This window comes from Rhizobium sp. BR 315 (assembly GCF_050577975.1).
Lineage (GTDB): Bacteria > Pseudomonadota > Alphaproteobacteria > Rhizobiales > Rhizobiaceae > Rhizobium > Rhizobium miluonense.
The window spans coordinates 57,669-80,401 of sequence record NZ_JARWKZ010000024.1 but is presented as its reverse complement, the minus strand read 5'-3'; the positions used below and the strand labels follow the sequence as shown (position 1 = coordinate 80,401).

23 protein-coding genes are annotated in these 22,733 nt (G+C 61.2%); 18 read left to right on the top strand and 5 right to left on the bottom strand.

Annotation, left to right across the window (positions count from 1 at the left end):
- Positions 1-89: 89 nt before the first annotated feature.
- From QD409_RS21530 to QD409_RS21520, 3 genes are all read left to right on the top strand, one after another.
- The gene (locus QD409_RS21530) at positions 90-827 is read left to right on the top strand and encodes an ABC transporter ATP-binding protein (protein ID WP_245297956.1); all 738 of its coding nucleotides are present in this window, start codon (positions 90-92) and stop codon (positions 825-827) included.
- Between the two features lie 22 nt (positions 828-849).
- Entirely contained in the window at positions 850-1,737 is an 888-nt protein-coding gene (locus QD409_RS21525; protein WP_245297955.1) for a branched-chain amino acid ABC transporter permease, read from the top strand.
- A 270-nt stretch (positions 1,738-2,007) separates the two neighbouring features.
- Entirely contained in the window at positions 2,008-2,448 is a 441-nt protein-coding gene (locus QD409_RS21520) for a hypothetical protein (protein WP_092846263.1), read from the top strand.
- An 85-nt stretch (positions 2,449-2,533) separates the two neighbouring features.
- Here QD409_RS21520 and QD409_RS21515 read toward each other — a convergent pair whose 3' ends face one another.
- Positions 2,534-3,484: a LysR family transcriptional regulator gene (locus tag QD409_RS21515; protein ID WP_092846261.1), complete on the bottom strand. Its 951-nt coding sequence runs from the start codon at positions 3,482-3,484 to the stop codon at positions 2,534-2,536.
- Between the two features lie 98 nt (positions 3,485-3,582).
- Here QD409_RS21515 and QD409_RS21510 point away from each other — a divergent pair, with 98 nt between their 5' ends.
- From QD409_RS21510 to QD409_RS21470, 9 genes are read left to right on the top strand one after another with little or no spacing between them, the layout of a single operon-like run.
- Positions 3,583-4,458 (top strand): dioxygenase, encoded by an 876-nt coding sequence (locus QD409_RS21510; protein WP_092846259.1) that lies wholly within the window; start codon positions 3,583-3,585, stop codon positions 4,456-4,458.
- Entirely contained in the window at positions 4,455-5,516 is a 1,062-nt protein-coding gene (locus QD409_RS21505; protein ID WP_092846257.1) for a maleylacetate reductase, read from the top strand. The genes QD409_RS21510 and QD409_RS21505 overlap by 4 nt, the downstream gene beginning before the upstream one ends.
- Positions 5,517-5,572: 56 nt before the next feature.
- Positions 5,573-6,853 (top strand): ABC transporter substrate-binding protein, encoded by a 1,281-nt coding sequence (locus QD409_RS21500; RefSeq protein ID WP_430763633.1) that lies wholly within the window; start codon positions 5,573-5,575, stop codon positions 6,851-6,853.
- Positions 6,854-6,902: 49 nt separating this feature from the next.
- Positions 6,903-7,622 (top strand): ABC transporter ATP-binding protein, encoded by a 720-nt coding sequence (locus QD409_RS21495; RefSeq protein ID WP_092846253.1) that lies wholly within the window; start codon positions 6,903-6,905, stop codon positions 7,620-7,622.
- Positions 7,622-8,344 carry an ABC transporter ATP-binding protein gene (locus QD409_RS21490; protein ID WP_092846251.1) on the top strand — a complete coding sequence of 241 codons (723 nt, stop codon included), beginning with the start codon at positions 7,622-7,624 and terminating at the stop codon, positions 8,342-8,344. Before QD409_RS21495 ends, QD409_RS21490 begins: the two co-directional genes overlap by 1 nt.
- The gene (locus QD409_RS21485) at positions 8,331-9,194 is read left to right on the top strand and encodes a branched-chain amino acid ABC transporter permease (RefSeq protein ID WP_092846249.1); all 864 of its coding nucleotides are present in this window, start codon (positions 8,331-8,333) and stop codon (positions 9,192-9,194) included. Before QD409_RS21490 ends, QD409_RS21485 begins: the two co-directional genes overlap by 14 nt.
- Before the next feature lie 7 nt (positions 9,195-9,201).
- Positions 9,202-10,317: a branched-chain amino acid ABC transporter permease gene (locus QD409_RS21480; protein WP_092846247.1), complete on the top strand. Its 1,116-nt coding sequence runs from the start codon at positions 9,202-9,204 to the stop codon at positions 10,315-10,317.
- Entirely contained in the window at positions 10,310-12,064 is a 1,755-nt protein-coding gene (locus tag QD409_RS21475) for an FAD-dependent monooxygenase (RefSeq protein ID WP_430763632.1), read from the top strand. Before QD409_RS21480 ends, QD409_RS21475 begins: the two co-directional genes overlap by 8 nt.
- A gap of 7 nt (positions 12,065-12,071) precedes the next feature.
- The gene (locus tag QD409_RS21470) at positions 12,072-12,953 is read left to right on the top strand and encodes an intradiol ring-cleavage dioxygenase (protein WP_430763631.1); all 882 of its coding nucleotides are present in this window, start codon (positions 12,072-12,074) and stop codon (positions 12,951-12,953) included.
- Between the two features lie 221 nt (positions 12,954-13,174).
- Here QD409_RS21470 and QD409_RS21465 read toward each other — a convergent pair whose 3' ends face one another.
- On the bottom strand, positions 13,175-13,660 hold the full coding sequence (locus tag QD409_RS21465; protein ID WP_430763630.1) for a MerR family transcriptional regulator: 486 nt from the start codon (positions 13,658-13,660) through the stop codon (positions 13,175-13,177).
- Positions 13,661-13,747: 87 nt separating this feature from the next.
- On the opposite strand from QD409_RS21465, the gene QD409_RS21460 reads away from it, so the two are divergent.
- Entirely contained in the window at positions 13,748-14,986 is a 1,239-nt protein-coding gene (locus tag QD409_RS21460) for an NADH:flavin oxidoreductase/NADH oxidase family protein (RefSeq protein WP_430763629.1), read from the top strand.
- 173 nt (positions 14,987-15,159) lie between these two features.
- On the opposite strand, the gene cueR is transcribed toward QD409_RS21460, so the two are convergent.
- The gene (gene cueR, locus QD409_RS21455) at positions 15,160-15,609 is read right to left on the bottom strand and encodes a Cu(I)-responsive transcriptional regulator (protein ID WP_092846237.1); all 450 of its coding nucleotides are present in this window, start codon (positions 15,607-15,609) and stop codon (positions 15,160-15,162) included.
- Positions 15,610-15,665: 56 nt separating this feature from the next.
- A complete protein-coding gene (locus QD409_RS21450) occupies positions 15,666-18,167 on the bottom strand; it encodes a heavy metal translocating P-type ATPase (RefSeq protein ID WP_430763628.1) in 2,502 nt (833 codons plus the stop codon).
- A gap of 159 nt (positions 18,168-18,326) precedes the next feature.
- On the opposite strand from QD409_RS21450, the gene QD409_RS21445 reads away from it, so the two are divergent.
- The 4 genes from QD409_RS21445 to QD409_RS21430 all read left to right on the top strand — a co-directional run bounded on the left by QD409_RS21445 (position 18,327) and on the right by QD409_RS21430 (position 20,572).
- Positions 18,327-18,518 carry a heavy-metal-associated domain-containing protein gene (locus QD409_RS21445; protein ID WP_430763627.1) on the top strand — a complete coding sequence of 64 codons (192 nt, stop codon included), beginning with the start codon at positions 18,327-18,329 and terminating at the stop codon, positions 18,516-18,518.
- A 122-nt stretch (positions 18,519-18,640) separates the two neighbouring features.
- On the top strand, positions 18,641-18,940 hold the full coding sequence (gene copM / locus QD409_RS21440) for a CopM family metallochaperone (protein WP_430763644.1): 300 nt from the start codon (positions 18,641-18,643) through the stop codon (positions 18,938-18,940).
- Between the two features lie 109 nt (positions 18,941-19,049).
- On the top strand, positions 19,050-20,138 hold the full coding sequence (locus tag QD409_RS21435; protein ID WP_430763626.1) for a multicopper oxidase family protein: 1,089 nt from the start codon (positions 19,050-19,052) through the stop codon (positions 20,136-20,138).
- The gene (locus tag QD409_RS21430) at positions 20,027-20,572 is read left to right on the top strand and encodes a multicopper oxidase domain-containing protein (protein ID WP_430763625.1); all 546 of its coding nucleotides are present in this window, start codon (positions 20,027-20,029) and stop codon (positions 20,570-20,572) included. Before QD409_RS21435 ends, QD409_RS21430 begins: the two co-directional genes overlap by 112 nt.
- Positions 20,573-20,855: 283 nt before the next feature.
- On the opposite strand, the gene QD409_RS21425 is transcribed toward QD409_RS21430, so the two are convergent.
- Positions 20,856-21,458: a TetR family transcriptional regulator C-terminal domain-containing protein gene (locus QD409_RS21425; RefSeq protein WP_430763624.1), complete on the bottom strand. Its 603-nt coding sequence runs from the start codon at positions 21,456-21,458 to the stop codon at positions 20,856-20,858.
- Positions 21,459-21,640: 182 nt separating this feature from the next.
- On the opposite strand from QD409_RS21425, the gene QD409_RS21420 reads away from it, so the two are divergent.
- Positions 21,641-22,516 carry a haloalkane dehalogenase gene (locus QD409_RS21420; protein ID WP_092846225.1) on the top strand — a complete coding sequence of 292 codons (876 nt, stop codon included), beginning with the start codon at positions 21,641-21,643 and terminating at the stop codon, positions 22,514-22,516.
- Positions 22,517-22,733 lie beyond the last annotated feature (217 nt).

Sequence of the window (22,733 nt, the reverse complement as noted above, 5' to 3'; positions counted from 1 at the left end):
ACATGCCCCCGGCGCTTTGCCGGTGGCATGTCGCCGGAATGAATTCGTTCTATGGCTCAGGCGCAGAGGCTGCGGCAAGGATTTGCCCGATGATGATGAGTAGAATTTCCGACCAGGACCCCTTGCTTGATGTTAGCGGGCTAAAGGTTGCCTATGGCCCGGTCGAGGCTCTGAAGAGCGTCGATCTCCAGGTTCGCAAAGGGCAGATCGTGACGTTGCTTGGCGCCAATGGCGCCGGCAAGAGTTCGACGCTCAACGCGCTTGTCGGCCTCGCGCCGAAGAAGGCCGGCAAAGTGACTTTCGGCGGCAAGGATATTTCAGCGCTTCCGCCGGAGACGATCGTACGCATGGGCATGACGCTGACGCCGGAAGGGCGCCGCATCTTTCCGAGCCTCAGCGTCGACGAGCATCTCCTCCTCGGCGGCGCGATGCATAAGGGGAGAGGGGCCATCGATGCCGTGCGCGAAGACATGTTGTCGCGCTTCCCGATCCTGAAGGAGCGTTTGCATCAAAAGGCGGGATCGCTGTCCGGCGGCGAGCAGCAGATGCTGGCGATTGCCCGCTCGATGATGTCTTCGCCGGATCTGCTTCTGCTCGATGAACCGTCGCTCGGTCTTGCACCGCAGATCGTCGACCAGATCTTCGAACTCATTTCGGGCCTGCGCGAGCGCGGGCTGACGATCCTGCTCGTGGAGCAGAACGTCTCTCTTTCGCTCGAGATCGCCGATGCCGGCTATGTGATGGCCAATGGCAGGGTCGTGCTCTCCGGCACTGCGGCCGACCTTCGCAATTCCACCGAAATCCAGGGCGCCTATCTGGGCGCTTGACCGGCAAAAGGGAATTCATCTCATGGACATGTTTCTGCAGCAGCTGGTCAACGCGCTCAGCCTTGGTGGCACCTACGCGCTTCTGGCGCTTGGTCTTGCCGTCGTCTTTTCGATCATGGGCCTGATCAATTTCGCCCACGGCGAGCTCATGACGGCGGCCGGATACGGCCTCTGCTTTGCGCTGATCGTCGGCCTGCCTTTCGGGGTGGCAATTGTCGTGGCATTGGCGGTCGCGATCGTGCTGGTACTTATGATGGAGCGCACGGCCTTCCGGCCGGTTCGCGGCGCCAGCGGCACCACCTTGCTTCTGACCAGCTTTGCCGTCAGCGCCATCCTGCGCGTGCTCTTCCAGAATTTCGTTTCGGCGCGCCCGAAGCCCGTCCCGATGCCGATGAGCCTTTCCGGCACGATCGAGATCGCAGGACTGCATATCGGCATCATCCAGGGGATCTCGATCCTGGTGACCTTCATCATGCTGGCGGGATTGAACCTTTTCCTGCGAACCACCGTGCTTGGCCGGGCCATGCGCGCGGCCTCCGAGGATTTCGCCATCGTGCGCCTCATGGGCATTCGCGCCAATGCCGTCGTCGCCACGGCCTTTGCGATCTCGGGCCTTCTGGCAGGCGTTGCGGGCATTCTCTGGGTGGCTCAGCGCGGCAGCGTCGATCCGCTGATGGGTTTCCTGCCTGTTCTCAAGGCCTTCATCGCCGCGATCATCGGCGGCCTCGGCAGCCTGTCGGGGGCGGTCGCGGGTGGCTTCCTACTGGGCTTCATAGAGGTCTTTCTGCAGGCATATCTGCCGGAAAGCCTGCTCAGCTACCGCGACGCCTTCACCATCCTACTCGTCATCGCCGTGTTGCTCTTTGCTCCGCAAGGCCTGATCGCACGCAAGACGGTAGTCAAGCTTTGAAGCACCGTTTGTGTGGTTCGCTGGCCATTAGCGCTGATGCCGATAGAGGGGATCTTGCGCGCATCTGGTTATATCGCAGATGCCGCATTTGGATCGATGCTCGCTAGATTTTTGCTGTGCGTCCTCGGCTCGTGGCGGCCTTCCCGCATGCAGATTCAGTTCGCGTGGTTGGAACTAATGAGGGCGCTAAACTGTTCTATGGTAAGTTTGATCCGACGCTGACGTGCCCGGCCGACCCTGGGTAAGCGGCGCTCTTAAGGAGTTCGCATCATGAAGATTTCGTCCAGATTTCGTTCAGTCGCGTTTGCCGTCATCGCGGCCACGGGAGTAAGCCTCGCCGGCGCAGCGCATGCCGATAGCGGTACGATCCGCTTCGCCGTCTACAAGGCGGCCTTCTTCGTCGGTGGCTCCGGAGGCGAGGGCACGCTGACCTTTCATGGCCGTCACTATCCCGTCTCGATCGGCGGCATCTCTGGCGGCCTCGCCTTCGGGGCTTCCAAGACCTATTTCCAAGGCGCCGTTCGCCACATTCGCCGCGCCGGAGATGTAACGGGGGTCTACGGAGCCGCGGGCGGTGGCGGCGCCGTCGGCAAAGGAGCCCAGGTCATCGTCATGACCAATGAGAAGGGAGCCCAGCTCGAACTCTCAGGCAGGCAGGTAGGCCTGCAAATCAACGCCGATATCAGCGGCATGAGCATCACGGTGAAGTGACGGCAGCGCGCCGTTCATCATTCCTCGGATGGGCCCGATTTGGCGATTGAGCCCTTCCAGGGACTATCCGCTCCACACTTATTGCTCAAATTCCCCAGATCACGGCCTCTTCATGGCGCTTGATGAGATGGCGAAGGTCCTGGAAACCGGTGCGCACGAATTCCGCGAATTGATCGACGGCGGGCGCACGCGGGGCGTCGATGCGCTTGAGGATCGCTAGCGCGCGCTCCGGGTGAGGAATCGTGATCGGCAGTGCGGTGATCGTCTTTTCCTTGCGCTGCGCAAATACGACGCTATGCGGCATGATCGTCAAGGCATCCGCGGCTTTCAGATAGTTGATCACGCTCATGAGCGACCCGCCTGAGAAGCGGATCTTGATTTCGGTTGCGCCGAATGAGAGCAGCAGGGCGCGCAGATCCGCAAGCAGCGGGCTGCCTGGCGGCGGCGCGATCCAGGGATAGTCGAGAAGGTGGCTCGGCTGCGGCCGGCGCTTGAGAAGCAGCGGATGCGTGATCCGGCAGGCGACGACATTGCGTCCGGGAAGAATCTGTTGAAATTCGAGCCCGGATCCTTCGTCGAGAATGTCGATCGGGCAGATCGCAAGATCGATCTGGTCAGCCTTGAGCGCCGCGCGCAGGTCCGGAAAATAGCCATAGCTCTGGTCGATGCGCACATCCGGATGGCTCGCCTGGAATTCGGCGCACAGTCCGGTGATCAGCGCATCCATGAAGAAGGGCGTGCCGCCGATCCGCACGACACCGCTTTTGCCCACCCTGAAACTTTCGACGAGATCGGATGCCTTGCGCGAAGCCGCCAGCATGACCAAGCCGTGCTCGGCCAAGGACAGGCCGAGCGGCGTCGGCTGCAGCGGGCGGCGACCCTTGATGAAGAGCGGCTCGCCGACGCGTTTTTCCAGCATCGAAAGGGTACGCGAAACGGCCGGTTGCGCCAATCCCAGCAGGGCGGCACCCTCCGTCACGCCGCCCGTCTTCACGACCGCAGCAAGTTGAATAAGGTGGCGTTCGTCGAATTTCATAACGATCCGTTATACTGATGCGCAACAAAATCATCAATCCATGTTCTTTCTGCTGCTAATGTGCCTTCAACCTGCACAGCGGATTTTGGAGGATGAGCATGGCGGGGCATGCCAAGGCGCTCACATTCAGCGAGGCGACGTCGTCGGAGGTCTTCTCCGACCGGCTTTCCGCAAATGGCGACGGCAATCTGCCGCGACTGCTCGCTGCCGTCGTGACCCACGTGCATGATCTCATCAAGCAGTTCCGCCCGACCCAGGACGAGTGGCGTCAGGTCATCGCATTTCTGACCGAGGTGGGACACGCTTCGGATGAGAGGCGCCAGGAATGGGTGCTTCTGTCTGATCTTATCGGTGCGTCGGCATTGGTGGAGGAGATCAATTCGAGGCGTCCAAAGGCAGCAACGCCCAATACCATTCGCGGGCCATTCTTTCGTAACGATGCGCCGGAGCGGAGTTCCGGCTCCTCGATCTCGCTCGACGGCGTCGGCGAGCCGCTGATGGTCTCCGCGCGGGTAGAGGATCTGGACGGTCTGCCGATTGCCGGTGCGGAAATCGTCACCTGGCAGGCCAATGGTGAGGGCTTCTATGAAAACCAGCAGCCCGATCTCCAGCCGGAACATAATCTCCGCGGCCTTTTCCGCGCGGATGCTGACGGACGCTTCCATTATCGCTCGGTAATGCCGTCAGGCTATGGCGTGCCGGACGATGGACCTGTCGGGCGGCTGCTGGCCGAAGCTGGCTATCCGCTGCGCCGTCCTGTGAATTTGCACTTCGTCATTCGGGCGAGGGGTTTCGAGACGATCACGACCCATATCTACGATGCGAGCGACCCGCATCTTGGCGAAGACGCGCTCTTTGGCGTGCGGCCCGAACTCGTCGCCCGCTTCGAGCCTGTCGATATCGACGGAAAGCGTGCCAAGGCGGTCAACCTCACCTTCGTCATGGTGCGGACAAAGCCGGGGAGAGTAGGATGACCCAAGATTTTTCTTTTGCAGGTAGCTCAGCCCAGATCGTCTTCGGCGTCGGCAGCCGCAACAAGGTGGCGGAATGGATAGCGAAAGTCGGCTGCAAGCGGGCTTTGGTGCTCGCGACGCCGCATCAGAAGGCGGATGCGGAGGCATTGGCCTCTGAGATCGGCTCGCTGGCTTGCGGTGTCTTCTCAGGTGCGACCATGCACACGCCCGTCGAGGTTACCGAGGCGGCGATGAAGGTGGTGGCGGAAACAGGGGCGGACTGCGTCATTTCCCTCGGTGGCGGATCGACCACCGGGCTCGGCAAAGCGATTGCCTACCGCACCGATCTTCTCCAGATCGTCATTCCGACGACCTATGCCGGATCGGAGGTCACGCCGATCCTTGGGCAGACTGAAGGCGGCCGGAAGACGACGGTGCGCGATGCCAGGATTCTGCCAGAAATCGTCATCTACGACCCCTCGCTGACGCTCGGGCTGCCGGTCGCGATGAGCGTGACGAGTGGCCTTAATGCCATGGCGCATGCCGTCGAAGGGCTCTATGCGCGGGATCGCAATCCGATTTCGAGTCTGATGGCGCTGGAAGGCCTGAGGGCCTTTGCGCGAAGCCTGCCTGTTATCGTGAATGATCCGAAAAATGCGGAGGCTCGCAGCGATGCGCTTTATGGCGCCTGGCTCTGCGGCTCTGTGCTCGGCACCGTCGGCATGGCACTGCATCACAAGATTTGCCACACGCTTGGCGGCTCCTTCGATACGCCGCACGCCGAAACCCATGCGGTGATGCTGCCGCACACGGCTGCATTCAACGCAGATGCCGCAGCGCCGGAACTGGCGGAAGCAGCCGGTATTTTCGGTGGTTCGATTGGCGGCGGGCTCTGGGATTTCGCCAAGGCGATCGGTGCGCCGCTGTCGCTCAAGGAATTCGGGCTGACGGAGGCCGATCTCGATCGTGCTGCTTCGGTCGCCGTCGAGAATCCCTACTGGAACCCGCGACCGATCGACCGGGAGTCGATCCGCACGCTTCTGCAGGACGCATGGGAGGGCCGGCGGCCGAAGGACTGAGACATAGGCGCCCGTGGGCGCACTCTTTGGGAGGAGAGACAATGAGGGGAGGAAGCATGTTCACGAGACGCGACTTTCTGAAGACGACGGCTGCCGGCGGTGCGCTGCTCGCAACCTCGGGCCTGGCCATGCCTGCGATCGCCAAGAATACGGCGATCAAGCTCGGCTATGTCAGCCCGCAGACGGGGCCGCTCGCCGCCTTCGGCGAAGCCGACAAGTTCGTCATCGATGCCTTCCTGGCGACCACGAAGGCAAAGGGCTTCAACTACGAGGTCGTGGTCAAGGACAGCCAGTCGAACCCGAACCGGGCCGCAGAAGTGGCAAAGCAACTGATCGTCGACGATCAGATCAACCTGATGCTGGTTTCCTCGACACCGGAAACGACCAATCCGGTCTCCACCACATGCGAGGGCGAGGAGATGCCTTGCATTTCGACGGTCGCGCCGTGGCAACCCTGGTTCATCGGCCAGCAGGGCAATCCGGGCGACCCCGCCTCGTGGAAGCCGTTCAACTATGCCTATCACTTCTTCTGGGGTCTGGAAGACATTATCGCGGTCTTCACCGGCATGTGGGGCCAGATTGAGACGAACAAGAAGGTGGGCGGTCTGTTTCCAAACGATGGCGACGGCAATGCCTGGGGCGACAAGGTCGTCGGTTTCCCGCCAGTCCTCGAAAAGCTTGGCTACGGGCTGACGGATACCGGCCGCTACCAGAATCTCACGGATGATTTTTCCGCGCAGATCAACGCCTTCAAGCAGGCCGGCACCGATATTCTGACCGGGGTGATGATTCCGCCCGACCTCACGACGTTCTGGAACCAGGCCAAGCAGCAGGGCCTCAAGCCGAAGGTCGCCTCGATCGGCAAGGCGCTTCTCTTCCCGCAGACCGTCGAAGCGCTGGGAAATGCCGGGCACAATCTTTCGACCGAAGTCTGGTGGACCCCGACGCATCCATTCACGTCGTCGTTGACCGGCGAGACCGCATCGGCGGTCGCGGCTGCCTTTACGAAGGCGACCGGCCGCCCGTGGACGCAGCCGATCGGCTTTGCCCACGCACTGTTCGAACTCGCCGTCGACGTCATGAAGCGGACGGAAGATGTAGGCGATGCCAAGGCGGTCGCCAAGGCGATCGGTGAAACGAAGCTCGATACGCTCGTCGGCCCGATTGCCTGGGGCAGCGAAAAGCTTCCGCCATTTGCCCAGAAGAATGTCGCCAGGACGCCTCTGGTCGGCGGCCAATGGCGGCTGAAATCGGGCGGCGGCTACGATCTCGTCGTTGTCGAAAACGGGCTGGCGCCGAATGTGCCGCTCGGCGGCAAGCTCGAAGCTCTGGCGTGAGAGGAGAGCTGCCCGGCATTTGGTCGGGCAGTCTCCAGGGAGAACGACAATGCCCATACTGGAACTGAACGGAGTCTCGAAATCCTTCGGCGCGCTCGTTGTCGCCGAGGATATCGGCTTCTCGGTCGAGCCGGGGGAAGCACTTGGGATCATCGGGCCGAACGGCGCCGGCAAATCGACGCTGTTCAACCTGATCAACGGCAACCTCTCCGTGGCGCGCGGGTCGATCCGCTTTGACGGGCGTGATGTCACCCACACGCCGCCGATGCAGCGCTGCTTTGCGGGCATGGGCCGCACCTTCCAGATCCCGCAGCCCTTCGAACGTTTGACTGCTTATGAAAATCTGCTGGTCGCCGGCGCATTTGGGGCACAGGCGACCGAGAGGAACGTCTCGGATCTTTGCGCAGACATTCTCGTCGAGACCGGCTTGATCGCCAAGGCGAACATGCCTGCTGGATCGCTGACACTCCTGGAACGCAAGCGCCTGGAATTGGCCCGGGCCTTGGCGACCCAGCCGAAGCTGCTGCTGCTCGACGAGATTGCAGGCGGCCTGACGGAAGGCGAATGCCGTCAGCTCGTCGCCACCATCAAGCGGGTTCACCAACGCGGCGTTGCGATCATCTGGATCGAGCATGTGCTGCATGCGCTGACGGCGGTGGTTCAGCGCATTCTCGTGCTGAATTTCGGCCGGGTGATCGGCATCGGCGAGCCCGACGCGATCATGGCCTCAAGTGAGGTGCGCGAGATCTACCTGGGGATGGAAGTCTGATGGCAAGCCTCATCGAAACCTGCGGCCTCATGGCTTCCTATGGAGATTTCCAGGCTGTGCTTGGCGTTGATCTCCATCTGGAGGCCGGCGAGACCATTGCCGTCATCGGGGCCAATGGCGCGGGAAAATCGACCCTCATGCGCTCGATTGCCGGCGTGATCGCCAACAGGCCCGACATGGTCCTGCATCGCGGCGAACCGATCGGGGCGATTGCCGCTTCCGATGTGGTCCGCCGAGGCATCGCGCTTGTGCCGGAGGGACGGAAACTGTTCCCGTCGCTGACGGTCGAGGAAAATCTCCAGATCGGCCGCTATGGCCGCCGGATCGCCGGACCTTGGACGCTCGACAGCATCTATTCACTGTTTCCGGTTTTGAAGGAGAGACGCCGCAATCCGGCAACCGCGCTTTCCGGCGGACAGCAGCAGATGGTCGCGATCGGCCGGGCGCTGATGTCCAATCCCGAAGTACTGCTCTGCGATGAGCTGAGCCTCGGTCTAGCCCCCGTGATCATCAAGGACATCTACGCCGCCTTCTCCCAGATCCGGGCCGCAGGTGCGGCCATCGTCATCGTCGAGCAGGATATCGCCCAGGCGCTGAAGGTTGCCGACCGTGTCTATTGCATGATGGAGGGTCGCATCACCTTGACCGGGCGCCCGGCCGAACTCGATCGCGCTGACATCCATGCGGCCTATTTTGGAGCGGACACCCATGAACTGGCTTGATACGCTTCTGCAAGGTGTTCTACTCGGTGGCCTTTACGCGCTGTTTGCAGCAGGCTTGAGCCTCGTCTTCGGCATCATGCGACTCGTCAATCTCGCTCATGGCGATCTCATCGTGCTGGCGGCCTTCCTGATCCTGGTGCTTGTCTCCTTCCTCGGGCTTAATCCCTTCCTGGCTGCGCTGATCGCCGCACCGCTGATGTTCGCCGTCGGTTGGCTGCTGCAATATCACCTGCTGAATCGAACGCTCGGCAAGGACATTCTGCCGCCGCTGCTCGTCACTTTCGGTCTGTCGATCGTGATCCAGAACGGACTTCTGGAAGGCTTCACAGCCGACAGCCGGCGTATCTCTGCAGGTGCTTTGGAGACGGCCTCGCTGCAATTTGGCGGCGTCAGTGCCGGCCTGATGCCGCTCCTCACCTTTGCTTCGGCCGTCCTCGTCATCGTCGGACTCAACCAGCTCATCTACCGCACCGAGCTCGGTCGCGCCTTCCGCGCCACCTCGGATGATGTTGTCACGGCGAGCCTGATGGGCATCCGGCCCAATTCCATTTTCGCCATTGCCACAGGGCTTGCGATGATGATCGTAACTGTCGCGGCGCTCTATCTCGGCATGCGCGCGAATTTCGATCCGACGGCAGGGCCGGCACGACTGATCTATGCCTTCGAGGCTGTCATCATCGGCGGTCTCGGCTCGCTTTGGGGTACGCTTGCCGGCGGTATCATCCTGGGAGTTGCCCAGACGATGGGAGCGGCGATCAATCCCGAATGGCAGATCCTTGCCGGGCATATCGCCTTCCTGCTCGTGCTGCTCTTCCGGCCGCGCGGTCTTTTCCCTCGGGCAGTGGATTGAGGCGGCCATGACTCCAGGTTTCGAAACAATGTCGACCCAAATGGAAGCGCCTACAGGCTGGCGAGTGGAAACACGAACGCGGCTTTCCAGCCTCTTCGCTATCCTTTCGCTCGTCGCAGTGGCCGTGCTGGCGGCTGCCCCCTTTGTCATGTCGCGCGGCGTCGTGCAGGATCTCTTCTTCATCCTGACCATGCTGGCATTGGCGCAAAGCTGGAACCTGCTCGCCGGCTATGCCGGATTGATCTCTGTGGGACAGCAGCTCTTCGTCGGCTGCGGCGCCTATGCGCTGTTCGGCTTCGTCATTCTCGCCGGTGTCGACCCGATCCTTGCCATTCCACTGGCCGGGCTCTTCGCAATGCTGATCGCCGCGCCGGCCGCTTTCTTCTCCTTCCGGCTTTACGGCCCCTATTTCGCGATCGGCACCTGGGTCATCGCCGAAGTCGGACGGCTGCTTTTCGCCCAGTGGAAGATGCTCGGCGGCGGAACGGGCACGTCGCTGCCGCGCGAAGCCACCAAGGACATGCTGGGTATTTCATTGCTGCAAAACTGGTTCGGCATGCGCTCCGCCGCCGCGGCCGATGCGCTTGCCTATTGGCTGGCATTAGCACTTACGGCGCTGACGATCGGTTTCATCTACAGGCTGCTGCGCAGCAAACAGGGGCTTGGCCTTGCCGCCGTGCGCGATAACGAGACGGCGGCACGCGCGCTCGGCGTCGACGCGCGCCGGCTTAAGATCGTCGTCTATCTGGCAACCGCCTTCGTGACGGGCATGGTCGGCGCGCTCATCTACCTGCAAAAGGCGCGCATTTCCCCCGATGCTGCTTTCTCGCTCACCGACTGGACCGCCTACGTCGTCTTCATCGTCGTCATTGGCGGTATCGGCACCATCGAAGGGCCGCTCGTCGGCGTGCTTGTCTTCTTCCTGCTGCAGAATGCCTTTTCGAGCTACGGCTCCTGGTATCTGCTGGCTCTGGGCGCATTGGCCATCGTCGCGATGCTGTTTGCACCACGGGGCCTCTGGGGTCTCATCTCCAGCCGTACCGGCTGGGAACTTTTTCCGGTCCGCCGCCTGCTGAAGGGCGGACCTGTCCTGCATGATGAAAAGGGAGGGCCAAATGGCTGACATCACCACCGACGTTCTGATCATTGGCACGGGACCCGCCGGCTCGGCGACGGCAGCGCTGCTTGCTAGCTACGGTCTCGAGCCGATGGTGATCAACCGCTATCGCTGGCTGGCGAGCACGCCACGCGCGCACATTACCAACCAGCGCACGATGGAGGTTCTGCGCGATCTCGGTCGCGACGTGGAGGAGGAGGCCTATCTCTTCGCGGTCGAGCAGGATCTGATGGGACAGAACGTTTTCTGCACGGCGGTCGCCGGTGAGGAGATCGGCCGCATGCAGAGCTGGGGCAACCATCCACTCTCGCGCGCCGAGCACCTTCTTTCATCGCCTGCCCATATGAATGACCTGCCGCAGACTTACATGGAGCCGCTGCTGTTCAAGACGGCTTGCTCGCGCGGGGCGCAGGCTCGCATGTCGACGGAGTATGTGCGCCATGTCCAGGATGCGGAAGGCGTCACCACGACCTGTCTCGATCGGCTGACCGGCAAGGAATTGACCATCCGCTCGAAATTCCTGATCGGCGCGGATGGCGGCAATTCCAAGGTGGCTGAACATGCGGGCCTGACCTTCGAAGGCAAGATGGGCGTCGCCGGCTCGATGAACATCCTGTTCGAGGCCGATCTCTCGCGCTATGTCGCCCATCGGCCGTCGGTGCTCTATTGGGTGCTGCAGCCCGGTGCCGATGTCGGCGGCATCGGCATGGGCCTGGTGCGTATGGTGCGGCCGTGGAACGAATGGCTGATTGTCTGGGGCTATGACATCAACCAGCCGGCGCCACAGGTCGACGACGCTTTCGCCACCAAGGTCGTGCGCGAACTGGTGGGCGTTGCCGATCTCAAGCCGAAGATCAAATCCGTCTCCACCTGGACTGTCAACAACATGTACGCGACCACCATGTCGAACGGCCGGGTGTTCTGCACGGGTGATGCCGCCCATCGCCATCCGCCCTCTAACGGCCTCGGCTCCAACACTTCGATCCAGGACGGTTTCAACCTTGCCTGGAAGCTTGCCATGGTCCTTAGAGGTCAGGCCGGCATTGGCCTGCTCGATAGCTACCAGGCCGAACGCGCGCCGATCGCCAAGCAGATCGTCACCCGCGCCAACAAATCGATCGAGGAGTTCGGTCCGATCTTCAAGTCGCTGGGTCTGCTTGATTCCGTCGATCCGGTGAAGATGCAGCAGAACATGGATGCGCGCTGCGACGACACGGCCGATGCCGAGCGTCAGCGTACGGCAATCCGCGAGGCGATCGCTTATAAGGTCTACGAGTTCGACGCACATGGTGTGGAAATGAACCATCGCTACACCTCGAATGCCGTGGTCAAGGACGGACAGCCGGAACCGGCCTTCGAGAGGGATGCGGAACTGCATTTTCAGCCGACCACTTGGCCGGGCGCACGGCTGCCGCATGCCTGGTTGTTCAGCGATAGCGGCGAAAAGGTATCAAGCCTCGATCTCACCGGTCACGGTGTTTTCACGGTGCTGACCGGTATCGGTGGCGACGGCTGGATCGCGGCGGCAAAGGCGTTGTCGAAGGAATTGAAGCTGCCAATCGCCGCCCACAAGATCGGTCCGCGACAGGAATGGCAAGACCTGACCGGAGACTGGGCGCGGGCGCGGGACATAAGAGATTCCGGCGTGCTGCTCGTGCGTCCGGACCATCATGTCGCCTGGCGTTCCGATGCGGCGGTTGACGACCCTGAGCGCGAACTTCGCCGCGTGCTGACGACAATTCTGGATCTGTGAGGCAACAATGAGTGTGCAAGAAAAAGGCTATTTCACCGAGGAAAACTCCGTCGAGGTTGTTACCGGCCGCAACGCCAACGCCAGGGATGCGCGGCTGAAACAGGTGATGGAGGTCGTCACCCGCAAGCTGCATGAGGCGGTGAAGGAGCTGGAGCCGGCCCAGGACGAATGGATGGAGGCTATCTTCTTCCTCACCCGCACCGGCCATACCTGCACCGACTGGCGGCAGGAATTCATCCTGCTGTCGGACGTGCTCGGTGTGTCGATGCTGGTCGACGCGATCAACAATCGCAAACCGTCAGGTGCATCGGAAAGCACAGTTCTCGGGCCTTTCCATGTCGCGGATGCGCCGGAGCTTCCCATGGGCGCCAATATCTGCCTCGATCAGAAGGGCGAGGAGATGGTGATCAGCGGCCGCATCCTTGATACCGAAGGCAAGCCGATCGAAAACGCGGTGCTTGATGTCTGGCAAGCGAATGATGAAGGCTTCTACGATGTCCAGCAGAAGGGCATTCAGCCCGATTTCAATCTGCGCGGTATATTCCGTACCGGCAAGGACGGACATTACTGGTTCCGGGCGGTGAAGCCGAAATACTATCCGATTCCCGACGATGGGCCTGTTGGAAAGTTGCTCGATGCACTCGGCCGTCATCCCTATCGGCCCGCCCACCTGCATTACATCATCAAGGCTGATGGCTTCGAGACGCTGACGACCCATATCTTCGATCCCGACGATCCTTACATCCATTCCGATGCGGTGTTCGGCGTCAAGGAGAGCCTGCTTGCCGAATTCAAGCTCGTGGACGATCAGGCCCGCGCCAAAGAGCTTGGCTTTGACGGCAAGTTCTGGAAAGTCGACCACGATTTTGTGCTGGCACCATCCCGCTAGGTGTTTAGGCGGTTGCTTGGCAGATAAATAGGTCTTCCTCAATGCCGCCTATACACTCATGGCATCGGCGGCTGACTTTTGGGGAGGAGCGTAGTGAGCCGGATAACGCCGGTCGTGCAACAGCGCGGGTAAGGCTGAGAGCGAATGGCTGCCCGGCAATGGCGCCGATCGGCCGTCCGACGCGCTGCGTGCAGATTGGTTTGCTCCCTTACCTGTGACACCTAACCGGCCTTCGTTTGCCGACGACGGCTCGCCTTGCCGGTCGGCTTGATGTCACCAGCGCCGACGAGGTGGCTCTCCGTCTCTTGTCCAACCACGTGTGAGAGGATCCGGCGCGCATTGGTTGCGCAGTCGACGTCATCCGGCTTTGCCTCGATGTCTGCGATAAGCGACACAAGCTGCGCCTTGTTTTCGGCAAGCCGTGCCTCCAGCGCCTCGATATCCGCCACCTTGCGGCGGAGCGCTTCCAGCAGTCCGTCGTGTTGCCATCGCTCCAGATCGGAGGGTAGCAGCCTGCGGATTTCCTCCAGGCTGAAGCCCGCATTCTGTGCGGTCGTTATCAGCGTGAGCATGAGCACGGCCTGCGGCGAATAGGTGCGATAGCCGTTCGGCCTGCGATCGACCGTCGTCAGGAGACCAGCCCGCTCATAGAAGCGGATGCGTGAACTGCTGAGGCCGGTGCGTTTGGCCAGTTCCCCGATATTCATGGTCGACAATCCTCAACGGAAACCCGCTTGACCTTAAACTTAACTCAAAGGTTATGGTGCCTTCAAATCAATCTTTGGAGACCCCTCATGTCCCTGTTTTCTCAGCTCACGCTACCCAATGGCGCCGTCATCCCCAACCGCATCGCCAAGGCTGCGATGGAAGAGAACATGGCCGATAACGACCATGCACCCTCCGGAGAGTTGCTCCGCCTCTATCAGGCATGGGCCGATGGCGAATCCGGATTGATCATCACCGGCAACGTGATGGTCGATGCGCGTGCAATGACTGGCCCCGGCGGCGTGGTGCTGGAGGATGATCGGTATCTCGATCGCTTCAAGGCTTGGGCTGCGGTTGGACGTTCGCATGGTGCGCAGGTGTGGATGCAGATCAATCATCCCGGCCGGCAGATGCCGGCTGCGCTCGGTCAGCAGACGCTGGCGCCCTCGGTGGTTGCGGTGGATATCGGCGCGCTATCGAAGCAGTTTCCGGTGCCGCGCCAGATGAGGGTTGCCGATATCGCAGAGGTCGAGCGCCGTTTCGTGGAGACGGCGATGCTTGCGGAGCGCGCGGGTTTTACCGGCGTCGAGGTCCATGCGGCACATGGCTATCTTCTCAGCCAGTTCCTCTCGCCGCTGACGAACCGTCGGCAAGACCGCTGGGGTGGAAGCCTTGAGAACCGCGCACGCCTGCTGCTCGACATCGTGCAGGCCATCCGGGCCGCGGTCACGCCCGGTTTTGCGGTGGCCGTCAAGCTCAACTCGGCCGATTTCCAGCGCGGCGGCTTTTCGCCAGAGGATGCGCAGGCTGTAGTGACCACGCTCGGCACCCTTGGCGTCGATCTCGTCGAGCTTTCTGGCGGCAGCTACGAGGCGCCTGCGATGATGGGCTCGGCGCGCGACGAACGCACCCTCGCCCGTGAGGCTTATTTCCTCGACTTCGCCCGCGATATCGCGAAGGTAGCGACCATGCCGCTCATGGTGACGGGAGGCATCCGCAGGCGAGAGATTGCCGAGAAGGTCGTCGACAGCGGCGTCGCGATGGCCGGGATTGCCACGGCACTTGCGATCGAGCCGGGCTTGCCACGCAACTGGCGCAGTGGCCGGGCGGATGTTCCGGCGTTGAGGCCCATCGCCTGGAAGAACAAGCAGCTCGCCTCGACGGCGCATATGGCGGCCGTCAAGTACCAACTGACCCGCCTCAGCCGGCGGCAGGGCACGACCCCGAACGTGTCGCCCACATGGGCGCTGGTCCTCTCGCAGGTGGGAACGCGTTGCCGCGCCCGGCGCTATCGCCGTTGGATCGAAACGCGCACAGCGGCGGCTTGAAGGTCAGGGCCGCCTTGAAGGATGCTATCGGTGGATAGCTGCAGCACTACCAGCATTCGCAGCTAAGGGCGGAGATGGTGGGACAAGTGCATAGTTCCTAGGGATGCCTCTGCGACTGCTGTTTCTATCCTGCAGATCTCCTTCGATGTGAAACCCATTGCGGAGCTGCCCTACTACCGCAGCGAGCGATCAACGGCACCGGCGCGAGGTTGGATCGACGCAGCCTCATTGTCTTGATCCGACTCAAGACCTTCGAGGATCGGGCAATGCGGGCGGTGGTCGCCCCGGCAGGAGTTGATGAGGACAGTCAGCGTGTGAACCATGTCCTGAAGATCTTTGATCTTCCTCTCCAACTCATGGACATGACCTTGCGCTAGGCGCTTGACCTCGGCGCTCTGCCGGGTTTCGTCGCGCCAAAGCCCGAGCAGATCACTGATCTCGGCGACCGAAAAGCCGAGATCGCGTGCCCGGCGGATGAAGCGCAGCATATGAACATCCGTACCGGAATAGTCGCGATAGCCCGAATTGGTTCGGCCGGCCGCGGGAATGAGGCCGGTTTGTTCGTAATAGCGGATCATCTTGGCCGAAACGCCCGATGCCTTCGCTGCTTCTCCGATATTCATGCATAGTCTCCTTGGGTAGAGCAGCCGGCCCGTTAAGGACCGGCTGTATCTGATTGTCAGTTGGCGATCTTGAAGCGGCGGAGCCGAAGCGCATTGCCCAGCACAAAGACGCTCGACAGGGCCATGGCACCGGCAGCAAAGACCGGCGAGAGCAGGATGCCCAAGGTCGGGTAGAGCGCGCCCGCCGCAACCGGGATCAAAGCCGTGTTGTAGGCGAAGGCCCAGAACAGGTTCTGCCGGATATTGCCGATCGTCGCCTTGGACAAGGCAATGGCGTTCGGCACACCCTGCAAGCTTCCCGACATCAGGACGACATCGGCCGCCTCGATGGCGATATCCGTGCCTGTGCCGATGGCGAGACCCACATCAGCTTCAGCAAGCGCCGGCGCATCGTTGATGCCGTCGCCGACGAAGGCGATCTTGCCATACTGGCCCTTGAGGCGGCGAACCGCATCGACCTTTCCGTCCGGCAGCACCTCGGCCACGACCTCGTCGATGCCCAACCGTATTGCGATAGCCTTGGCGGTGCGGGCGTTGTCGCCGGTGATCATCGCCACCTTCAGGCCGAGATCGTGCATCGCCTTGATCGCGGCAGGCGTCGTCTCCTTGATCGGATCCGCGACCGCGATGATCGCTGCGAGCGTGCCATCTATTGCCGCGTAAAGCGGGGACTTGCCCTCGTTGCCCAGGCGCTCGGCGACCGCGGCGAATCCGGCCACATCATGCCCAAGCTCGGCCATATAGCGGTCCGCGCCGATTTCGATGCGCTTGCCGTCTGCCTTCGCCTTCGCGCCGAAGCCTGTCACCGACTCGAAGTCGGACACGGTCGGCAGCGCCACGCCTTCCAAAGCCGCCGCCTCCGCGATCGCACGAGCGACCGGATGCTCCGACTTGGCTTCGACGGCCGCAACCAGGCCCAGCACGCTTGTCCGGTCGAAGCCGACAGCCACTTCCAGATCAGTCAGTGTTGGCTTACCTTCCGTCAAGGTACCCGTCTTGTCCAAAGCCACGACCTTGGCATCCTTGAGCAGTTGCAGGGCTTCACCCTTGCGGAAGAGCACGCCGAGTTCCGCACCTCGGCCAGTGCCCACCATGATCGAGGTCGGGGTAGCAAGGCCCATGGCGCATGGGCAGGCGATGATCAGGACTGCGACGGCGTTGACCAGCGCGAAGGTGAGGGCAGGCGACGGACCGAAGTAGAGCCAGACCGCAAAAGTCAGTACCGCCGCGGCGAAGACCGCCGGCACGAACCACATCGTCACCTTGTCGACCATGGCCTGGATCGGCAGCTTCGAACCCTGTGCCTCTTCGACCATGCGGATGATCCGCGCCAGCACCGTGTTGCCGCCTACGGCGGTCGCGCGGAATGCGAAGGCGCCCTTCTGGTTGACCGTGCCGCCGACCAGCTCGCTGCCGACCGTCTTGGACACCGGAATAGGCTCGCCGGTGATCATCGATTCATCGACATAGCTCTCGCCTTCGACCAGTTCACCGTCGACGGGAACCCGCTCGCCGGGGCGAACCTCGACGATGTCGCCGGCAACGACCGAGCCGATCGGCAGATCGACCGTCTTGCCGTCGCGACGAACGCGCGCGGTCTTGGCCTGAAGGCCGACCAGGCGCTTGATCGCCTCGGATGTCCGCCCCTTGGCGCGAGCTTCGAGCAGGCGGCCGAGCAGGATGAGCGTCACGATAACAGCTGCGGCTTCATAATAGACATTGATCGTGCCGGGCGGCAGGAAGCCTGGCGCGAAGGTCGCTACCAGCGAATAGCCGTAAGCCGCAAGCGAACCGACCGCGACCAGCGAGTTCATATCGGGGGCAAGACGCCACAGCGCCGGAAGCCCCTTGTCATAGAAGCGGATGCCGGGAACGAAGAGCACGAGCGTCGTCAGCGCGAGCTGGATATACCAGCTCCACTGCATGCCGATCGAAGCTTCGATGAGGCCATGCACTGCTGGAATGAGGTGAGCTCCCATCTCTATGAGGAACACTGGCGCGGTCAGCACCGCGGCGATGGTGAAATCGCGGGTGAGTTCGCGGCGTTCGGCTTCCTTCTTCTCGGCGCGTTCGGCATTTTCGTCTTCGGTCTCGCCAACTGCGGCGACGACCACCTTCGCCTCATAGCCGACATCTTCGATCGCCGCGATCAGGGTTGCCACATCGGCCGATCCCTGGATCGTCGCGCGTTCGGTTGCCAGATTGACCACCGCCTGCGTGACAGCGGGAACGGCTTTCAAGGCACGTTCGACGCGGCCCACGCAGGACGCGCATGTCATTCCTTCCACCGAGAGTTCAATGGAGCCGGCGGCTGCGGCGAATCTTGCGGGCACAAAATAGCCAACGTTCTCGACGGTCGCGACGAGCGTGGCGCGGTCGACGGCGGCGCTTGTCGTGATGCTGGCCCGTTCGGTGGCGAGGTTGACCGATACGGTCTCGACGCCGGGAACTGTCTTCAGGGCCCTTTCGACACGGCCTACGCAGGATGCGCAGGTCATGCCCTCGATCGGGAGTGATATTGCAGCGGATGTGCCTGTCGCTCGAATGAGAGCATTCATAGCCGCCTCCTTTCTCGTTCCAAAATTTGAGTTGAGTGGAGGATCAGGCTTCCAACGATGGGAAGGTCAATAGCATTTTTTTGTTTGACGCCACTTGACCTTCCCATCGTTGGAAGCCCCACCTTGAGTGGCGTGAGATCAAAAACAAGGAGATTTTTCATGGAACTCAAAATCGAAGGCATGACCTGCGGTGGCTGTGCCAGGTCCGTCACCAAGGCGATTCAGTCAGTCGATCCGAATGCCAAGGTTGAGGCCAATCCTGATGCGCGTGCGGTCAAGGTCGTAACGACGGCAACACAGAACGCTATTTTGCAGGTTCTCGCAGAAGCTGGCTACCCGGCGGCGAACTGATCGGGAGCGGGATCATGAACAAGCGCACCCCGATCTTCATTGCAGGCGCGATCGCCGTCAGTGCGGGCCTCGCGATTGCGCAGAGCCAGTTGAACAAGAACGATTCCTTGTTGGGTCACGATATGTCGGGAATGAACATGTCTGGCCACGGGATGTCGGCGGCGGACAATCCGTCCACCAAGGCTTTCGCCGAAGCCAACGACCGCATGCATAAGGGCATGATGATCGACTATAGCGGCGATGCCGATGCCGACTTCATGCGAGGCATGATCCCGCATCACCAGGGTGCGATCGACATGGCGAAAGTGGCACTGCAATATGGCAAGGACCCTGCGGTCCGCAAACTGGCCGAAGAGGTGATCAGGGCCCAGGAGGGTGAGATCGCCGCGATGAGGAAATGGCTCGCCGAACACGGCAAGTAACATCCGGGGGCCGGCTCTTCGGGGTCGCGTCCGCGGAAGCGCGAAATTCGAGACGGACCTGAGCAACCTTGTCGCCAGCAGTCCGTCATCAGCGAGAGGAAGATAATCGATGCATCGGCGGACTTTTCTGGCAAGCCTCGCAGGCCTCGCAATTGCCAAGCCCACTGCGGCCCGGATGAAACATGATATGAGCGGCCACGACATGGGCGCGATGGGCGGCCATGGCAATCACAACATGCCGCAGGGCGGGGGCAAACCCGTTCTACCTGAGGGACTGCCGCTGCGGGATCTGCCGCGCCTGGAGAATCAATCCGGTGTCGCGGGGACGTTCAAGGCAAAGCTGACTGCAGGTCCGAGTACGGTACGGTTCTCCGAGGGGCTCGATACGCCGATGCTTGCCTATAACGGCGCCAATCCGGTGATCGAAGCACGCGAGGGCGACAGGATCGAGATTGCGTTCAGGAACGAGATTCCGAACGAGCCGACAACGGTCCATTGGCATGGCATGCCGGTTCCGGCCGATCAGGATGGCAATCCGGCCGACCCGGTGGCCTCTGGTCGTGAGCGGGTGTACGCATTCGATCTGCCGGAAGGCAGCGCCGCCTCCTACTGGTTCCACCCCCATCCGCATGGCCTGACCGCTCAGCAGGTCTATCGCGGCTTGGCCGGCATCTTCCTGGTAAAGCCAAAGGAAGATTCGATCCCGGCGGGATATGGCGACACGGTCCTGATGTTCACGGACTTGAGGCTCGCTGCCGACGGAACGATGCCGGATAGCTCGATGGTGGATCTGATGAATGGGCGGGTTGGCGACCATGTGCTCGTCAACGGCCAGAAGAATCCAGCCATGACCGCGGCGCGCGGCGAGAAGCGGCGTCTACGGCTCTTCAATGCGACGAACGCGCGATTCCTGCGCCTCAAGTTCGAAAACGCCGGCCTGACCGTCATTGGAACGGACGGCGGATTGATCGAGGCCCCGGTTGCCGTCGAGGAGTTGCTGCTGACGCCGGCCGAGCGGGTCGAACTTATCGTGTCCTTCGATCAGCCGGGGGTAGCGAAGCTGATTGCGCTCGACTATGAGCGCGGATGGATGGGACCTGGCAAGCCGAACGAAGCTGGCATGACGCTTCTGACCGCCAATGTTTCAGCGGAGACAGCGCCTTCCGCACCGCCGTTGCCGGCAAGCTGCGCTCCATAGCGCCGCTTGACGAGCCAACGATCACGCGCCGCTTCGTGCTGACGGAATCCATGGGCGAGATGGATCAGGGCAGTATGTCAATGTCTTCCGATATGGGGATGAAGTTCCTGATCAACGGCGCCAGCTTCGATATGGATCGCATCGACGAAGTATCGAAAGTGGGGCAGGTTGAGCTGTGGGAAATCGTCAACCAGGCGGACATGGACCACCCATTCCATGTACACGGGACGCAGTTCCAGGTTGTCGAGCATGAGAAAGACGGCGAGGTGACAAAACCCGCCTACCGGGCGTGGAAGGACACCGTGAACGTCCCAGCCGGCGAAACAGTGCGCTTCCTTCTGCGCCAGGATCTGCCCGGTCCGCGCATGTACCATTGCCATATCCTCGAACACGAGCAGCTCGGCATGATGGGCACGATCGACGTTCGGGCCTAGTCTGGGCGCAGCGCATGCAATTCGTTGGTCGGGAAGGTTATGGAGAAAGGGCTCTGCCTCGCTGGCATGAGGCAGAGCTGGAGCCTTATGGGGCGCCGCGTGCAAATGCTCGATTGGGGGCGTGAGCATTTGCACAAACTAATAATATAACGGGATGCTGAAACACAGCTGAAAGGCTGGCAAGCACCGGACTTTGGTAAAGCGAACTCGCCATTGGCATAGCCAAGGCCCGCAGCACAATATGCCAGACGCTCGACGCTGCGCGATCAAGGCTGCGATCGCCTTAGGCACTGTCCAACCGCTCTGCAGCGAAAACCGTAGCAAATGCGATCCGTTTGAAGCGGTCGAGCGGTTCTGGACCCCGTTCCACTTTCATTCGCAGAATTGCGCCTTCCCAGGAGGTGAGCAGAAAATCCGCGAGATCGCTCGCCGAAAACTGCGCGCTGATTTCGCCGGCCTGCTGCCCTTCGGCGACGCATTGTTCGAACGGCTTGCACCATTCCTTATAGATCTCAGCAAGCCGTTCGCGCAGCAGTTCGCTAACCTGTGAAACCTCGATACTGAAATCGCCGATCAGGCAGCCGCGAAGGTAGTCGTCGTTTGCGAGGCGTTTCGTGATGATGTCGAGGTAGCGCAACAAGCGTTCGCGAGGTCGCAGGGAGCGATCGTTGAGCGCGTCGCCGACGAGCTTTCGCGTGTGCGCAAAATAGTGGTCGAGGACTTCTGCGGCGAAGACTTCCTTGGAGCGGAAGTGATTGGTGAAGGAGCCTTGGGGCACGCCCGCTTCGGCAACGACATCTCTTACTCCCGCGCCGTGATATCCCTTGCGGAACATGACATGCAGCCCGGCGGCTATAATTTCGTTTTTGTTCGATGGCTTTGGCATGACTTGACAATACGTACGTCTGTATTAAAAATCAAGAGGCGAAGGAGGAGACCCTCCTGCAAGGTTGAATGCCATTTCCCATCGTCTGCGGCCTTTCTTGTTAGGCACCGGATGGGCCGATACATCGTCGCCACTGCACATCAAATCAATACGGACATCCGTATTGAAGAAGGGAAGCTCCAATGACCCACCATCTGGAACTGCCTCGCGTCGAGGTTCTGAACTCTCATATGGCCTATCGAGAAGCGGGGCCAAAGAATGCGCCTATCGTTCTCTTTCTGCATGGGAACCCAACGTCATCCTATATCTGGCGGCACATCATCGCGGATGTTTCACAGGAAGCCCGTTGCATCGCGCCCGATCTCATCGGCTTTGGGCAATCGGGCAAGCCGGACATCGACTATCGCATCGTGGATCATATTCGCTACCTCGATGCGTTCATCGATGCTCTGGAGATTCCATCGGCTTTTATCGTCGCTCAGGATTGGGGCACCGCATTCGCGTTCGAGCGTGCGGCACGCCGGCCCGAGTTCGTGCGTGGCCTCGCGTTCATGGAGTTCATCCGGCCGATAGAAAGCTGGAACGAGTTCCATCAGGTTCCGGCGGCACGAGAACTGTTTCAGAAATTTCGCACGCCTGGAATCGGCGAGAAACTCATTATGGAAGACCATGTCTTCGTGGAACGGGTCCTTCCCGGCTCGATCAAGCGCCAGCTCACGGGGGAGGAAATGTCCGCGTATCGAGCGCCGTTCCCTACGCCGGAAACGCGCCGTCCGGTATGGCGTTTTCCAAATGAAATGCCGATAGCCGGCCAACCTGACGATGTGTGGGCGCTTCTCGAAAATGCCCATGCCGCGCTGCGAGAAAGCACCTATCCGAAAGTGCTGTTTGTAGGAGAGCCCGGGGCCCTGGTATCTCCCGAATTTGCCAGACATTTCGCGCCCACGCTCCATAACTGCGAGGTCGTTTCGCTCGGAGCCGGTGCCCACTATCTGCAGGAAGATCATCCTCAGGCTATTGCGGCAGGGGTTCGGCGCCTGATTGCCGGCGCCGTGTAAGATCAAGTCCGAGCTCAATCAGTTCCAGCAGATGACTATTGCTCGCGCGGGTAAGCGCACGATCCTCCCCAATTCCATGAGAGGGAGAGGGGGGAGGTCACGGCGCTGACCCATTCTGTAATTCCAACGGATTTCAATGGAGGCCTTCAATTTCCCGTATCGATGCCTGGTCGTTGCGACGCGGCGCTCGCCGATGTGACCAGCCAAACGAGGGATG

What these genes read in the sequence shown, in the direction of transcription:
- QD409_RS21530 (WP_245297956.1), top strand. Translation starts at nt 90, where the DNA reads ATGATGATGAGTAGAATTTCCGACCAGGACCCCTTGCTTGATGTTAGC.
- QD409_RS21525 (WP_245297955.1), top strand. Translation starts at nt 850, where the DNA reads ATGGACATGTTTCTGCAGCAGCTGGTCAACGCGCTCAGCCTTGGTGGC.
- QD409_RS21520 (WP_092846263.1), top strand. Translation starts at nt 2,008, where the DNA reads ATGAAGATTTCGTCCAGATTTCGTTCAGTCGCGTTTGCCGTCATCGCG.
- QD409_RS21515 (WP_092846261.1), bottom strand. Translation starts at nt 3,484, where the DNA reads ATGAAATTCGACGAACGCCACCTTATTCAACTTGCTGCGGTCGTGAAG.
- QD409_RS21510 (WP_092846259.1), top strand. Translation starts at nt 3,583, where the DNA reads ATGGCGGGGCATGCCAAGGCGCTCACATTCAGCGAGGCGACGTCGTCG.
- QD409_RS21505 (WP_092846257.1), top strand. Translation starts at nt 4,455, where the DNA reads ATGACCCAAGATTTTTCTTTTGCAGGTAGCTCAGCCCAGATCGTCTTC.
- QD409_RS21500 (WP_430763633.1), top strand. Translation starts at nt 5,573, where the DNA reads ATGTTCACGAGACGCGACTTTCTGAAGACGACGGCTGCCGGCGGTGCG.
- QD409_RS21495 (WP_092846253.1), top strand. Translation starts at nt 6,903, where the DNA reads ATGCCCATACTGGAACTGAACGGAGTCTCGAAATCCTTCGGCGCGCTC.
- QD409_RS21490 (WP_092846251.1), top strand. Translation starts at nt 7,622, where the DNA reads ATGGCAAGCCTCATCGAAACCTGCGGCCTCATGGCTTCCTATGGAGAT.
- QD409_RS21485 (WP_092846249.1), top strand. Translation starts at nt 8,331, where the DNA reads ATGAACTGGCTTGATACGCTTCTGCAAGGTGTTCTACTCGGTGGCCTT.
- QD409_RS21480 (WP_092846247.1), top strand. Translation starts at nt 9,202, where the DNA reads ATGACTCCAGGTTTCGAAACAATGTCGACCCAAATGGAAGCGCCTACA.
- QD409_RS21475 (WP_430763632.1), top strand. Translation starts at nt 10,310, where the DNA reads ATGGCTGACATCACCACCGACGTTCTGATCATTGGCACGGGACCCGCC.
- QD409_RS21470 (WP_430763631.1), top strand. Translation starts at nt 12,072, where the DNA reads ATGAGTGTGCAAGAAAAAGGCTATTTCACCGAGGAAAACTCCGTCGAG.
- QD409_RS21465 (WP_430763630.1), bottom strand. Translation starts at nt 13,660, where the DNA reads ATGAATATCGGGGAACTGGCCAAACGCACCGGCCTCAGCAGTTCACGC.
- QD409_RS21460 (WP_430763629.1), top strand. Translation starts at nt 13,748, where the DNA reads ATGTCCCTGTTTTCTCAGCTCACGCTACCCAATGGCGCCGTCATCCCC.
- cueR (WP_092846237.1), bottom strand. Translation starts at nt 15,609, where the DNA reads ATGAATATCGGAGAAGCAGCGAAGGCATCGGGCGTTTCGGCCAAGATG.
- QD409_RS21450 (WP_430763628.1), bottom strand. Translation starts at nt 18,167, where the DNA reads ATGAATGCTCTCATTCGAGCGACAGGCACATCCGCTGCAATATCACTC.
- QD409_RS21445 (WP_430763627.1), top strand. Translation starts at nt 18,327, where the DNA reads ATGGAACTCAAAATCGAAGGCATGACCTGCGGTGGCTGTGCCAGGTCC.
- copM (WP_430763644.1), top strand. Translation starts at nt 18,641, where the DNA reads ATGTCGGGAATGAACATGTCTGGCCACGGGATGTCGGCGGCGGACAAT.
- QD409_RS21435 (WP_430763626.1), top strand. Translation starts at nt 19,050, where the DNA reads ATGCATCGGCGGACTTTTCTGGCAAGCCTCGCAGGCCTCGCAATTGCC.
- QD409_RS21430 (WP_430763625.1), top strand. Translation starts at nt 20,027, where the DNA reads ATGGATGGGACCTGGCAAGCCGAACGAAGCTGGCATGACGCTTCTGAC.
- QD409_RS21425 (WP_430763624.1), bottom strand. Translation starts at nt 21,458, where the DNA reads ATGCCAAAGCCATCGAACAAAAACGAAATTATAGCCGCCGGGCTGCAT.
- QD409_RS21420 (WP_092846225.1), top strand. Translation starts at nt 21,641, where the DNA reads ATGACCCACCATCTGGAACTGCCTCGCGTCGAGGTTCTGAACTCTCAT.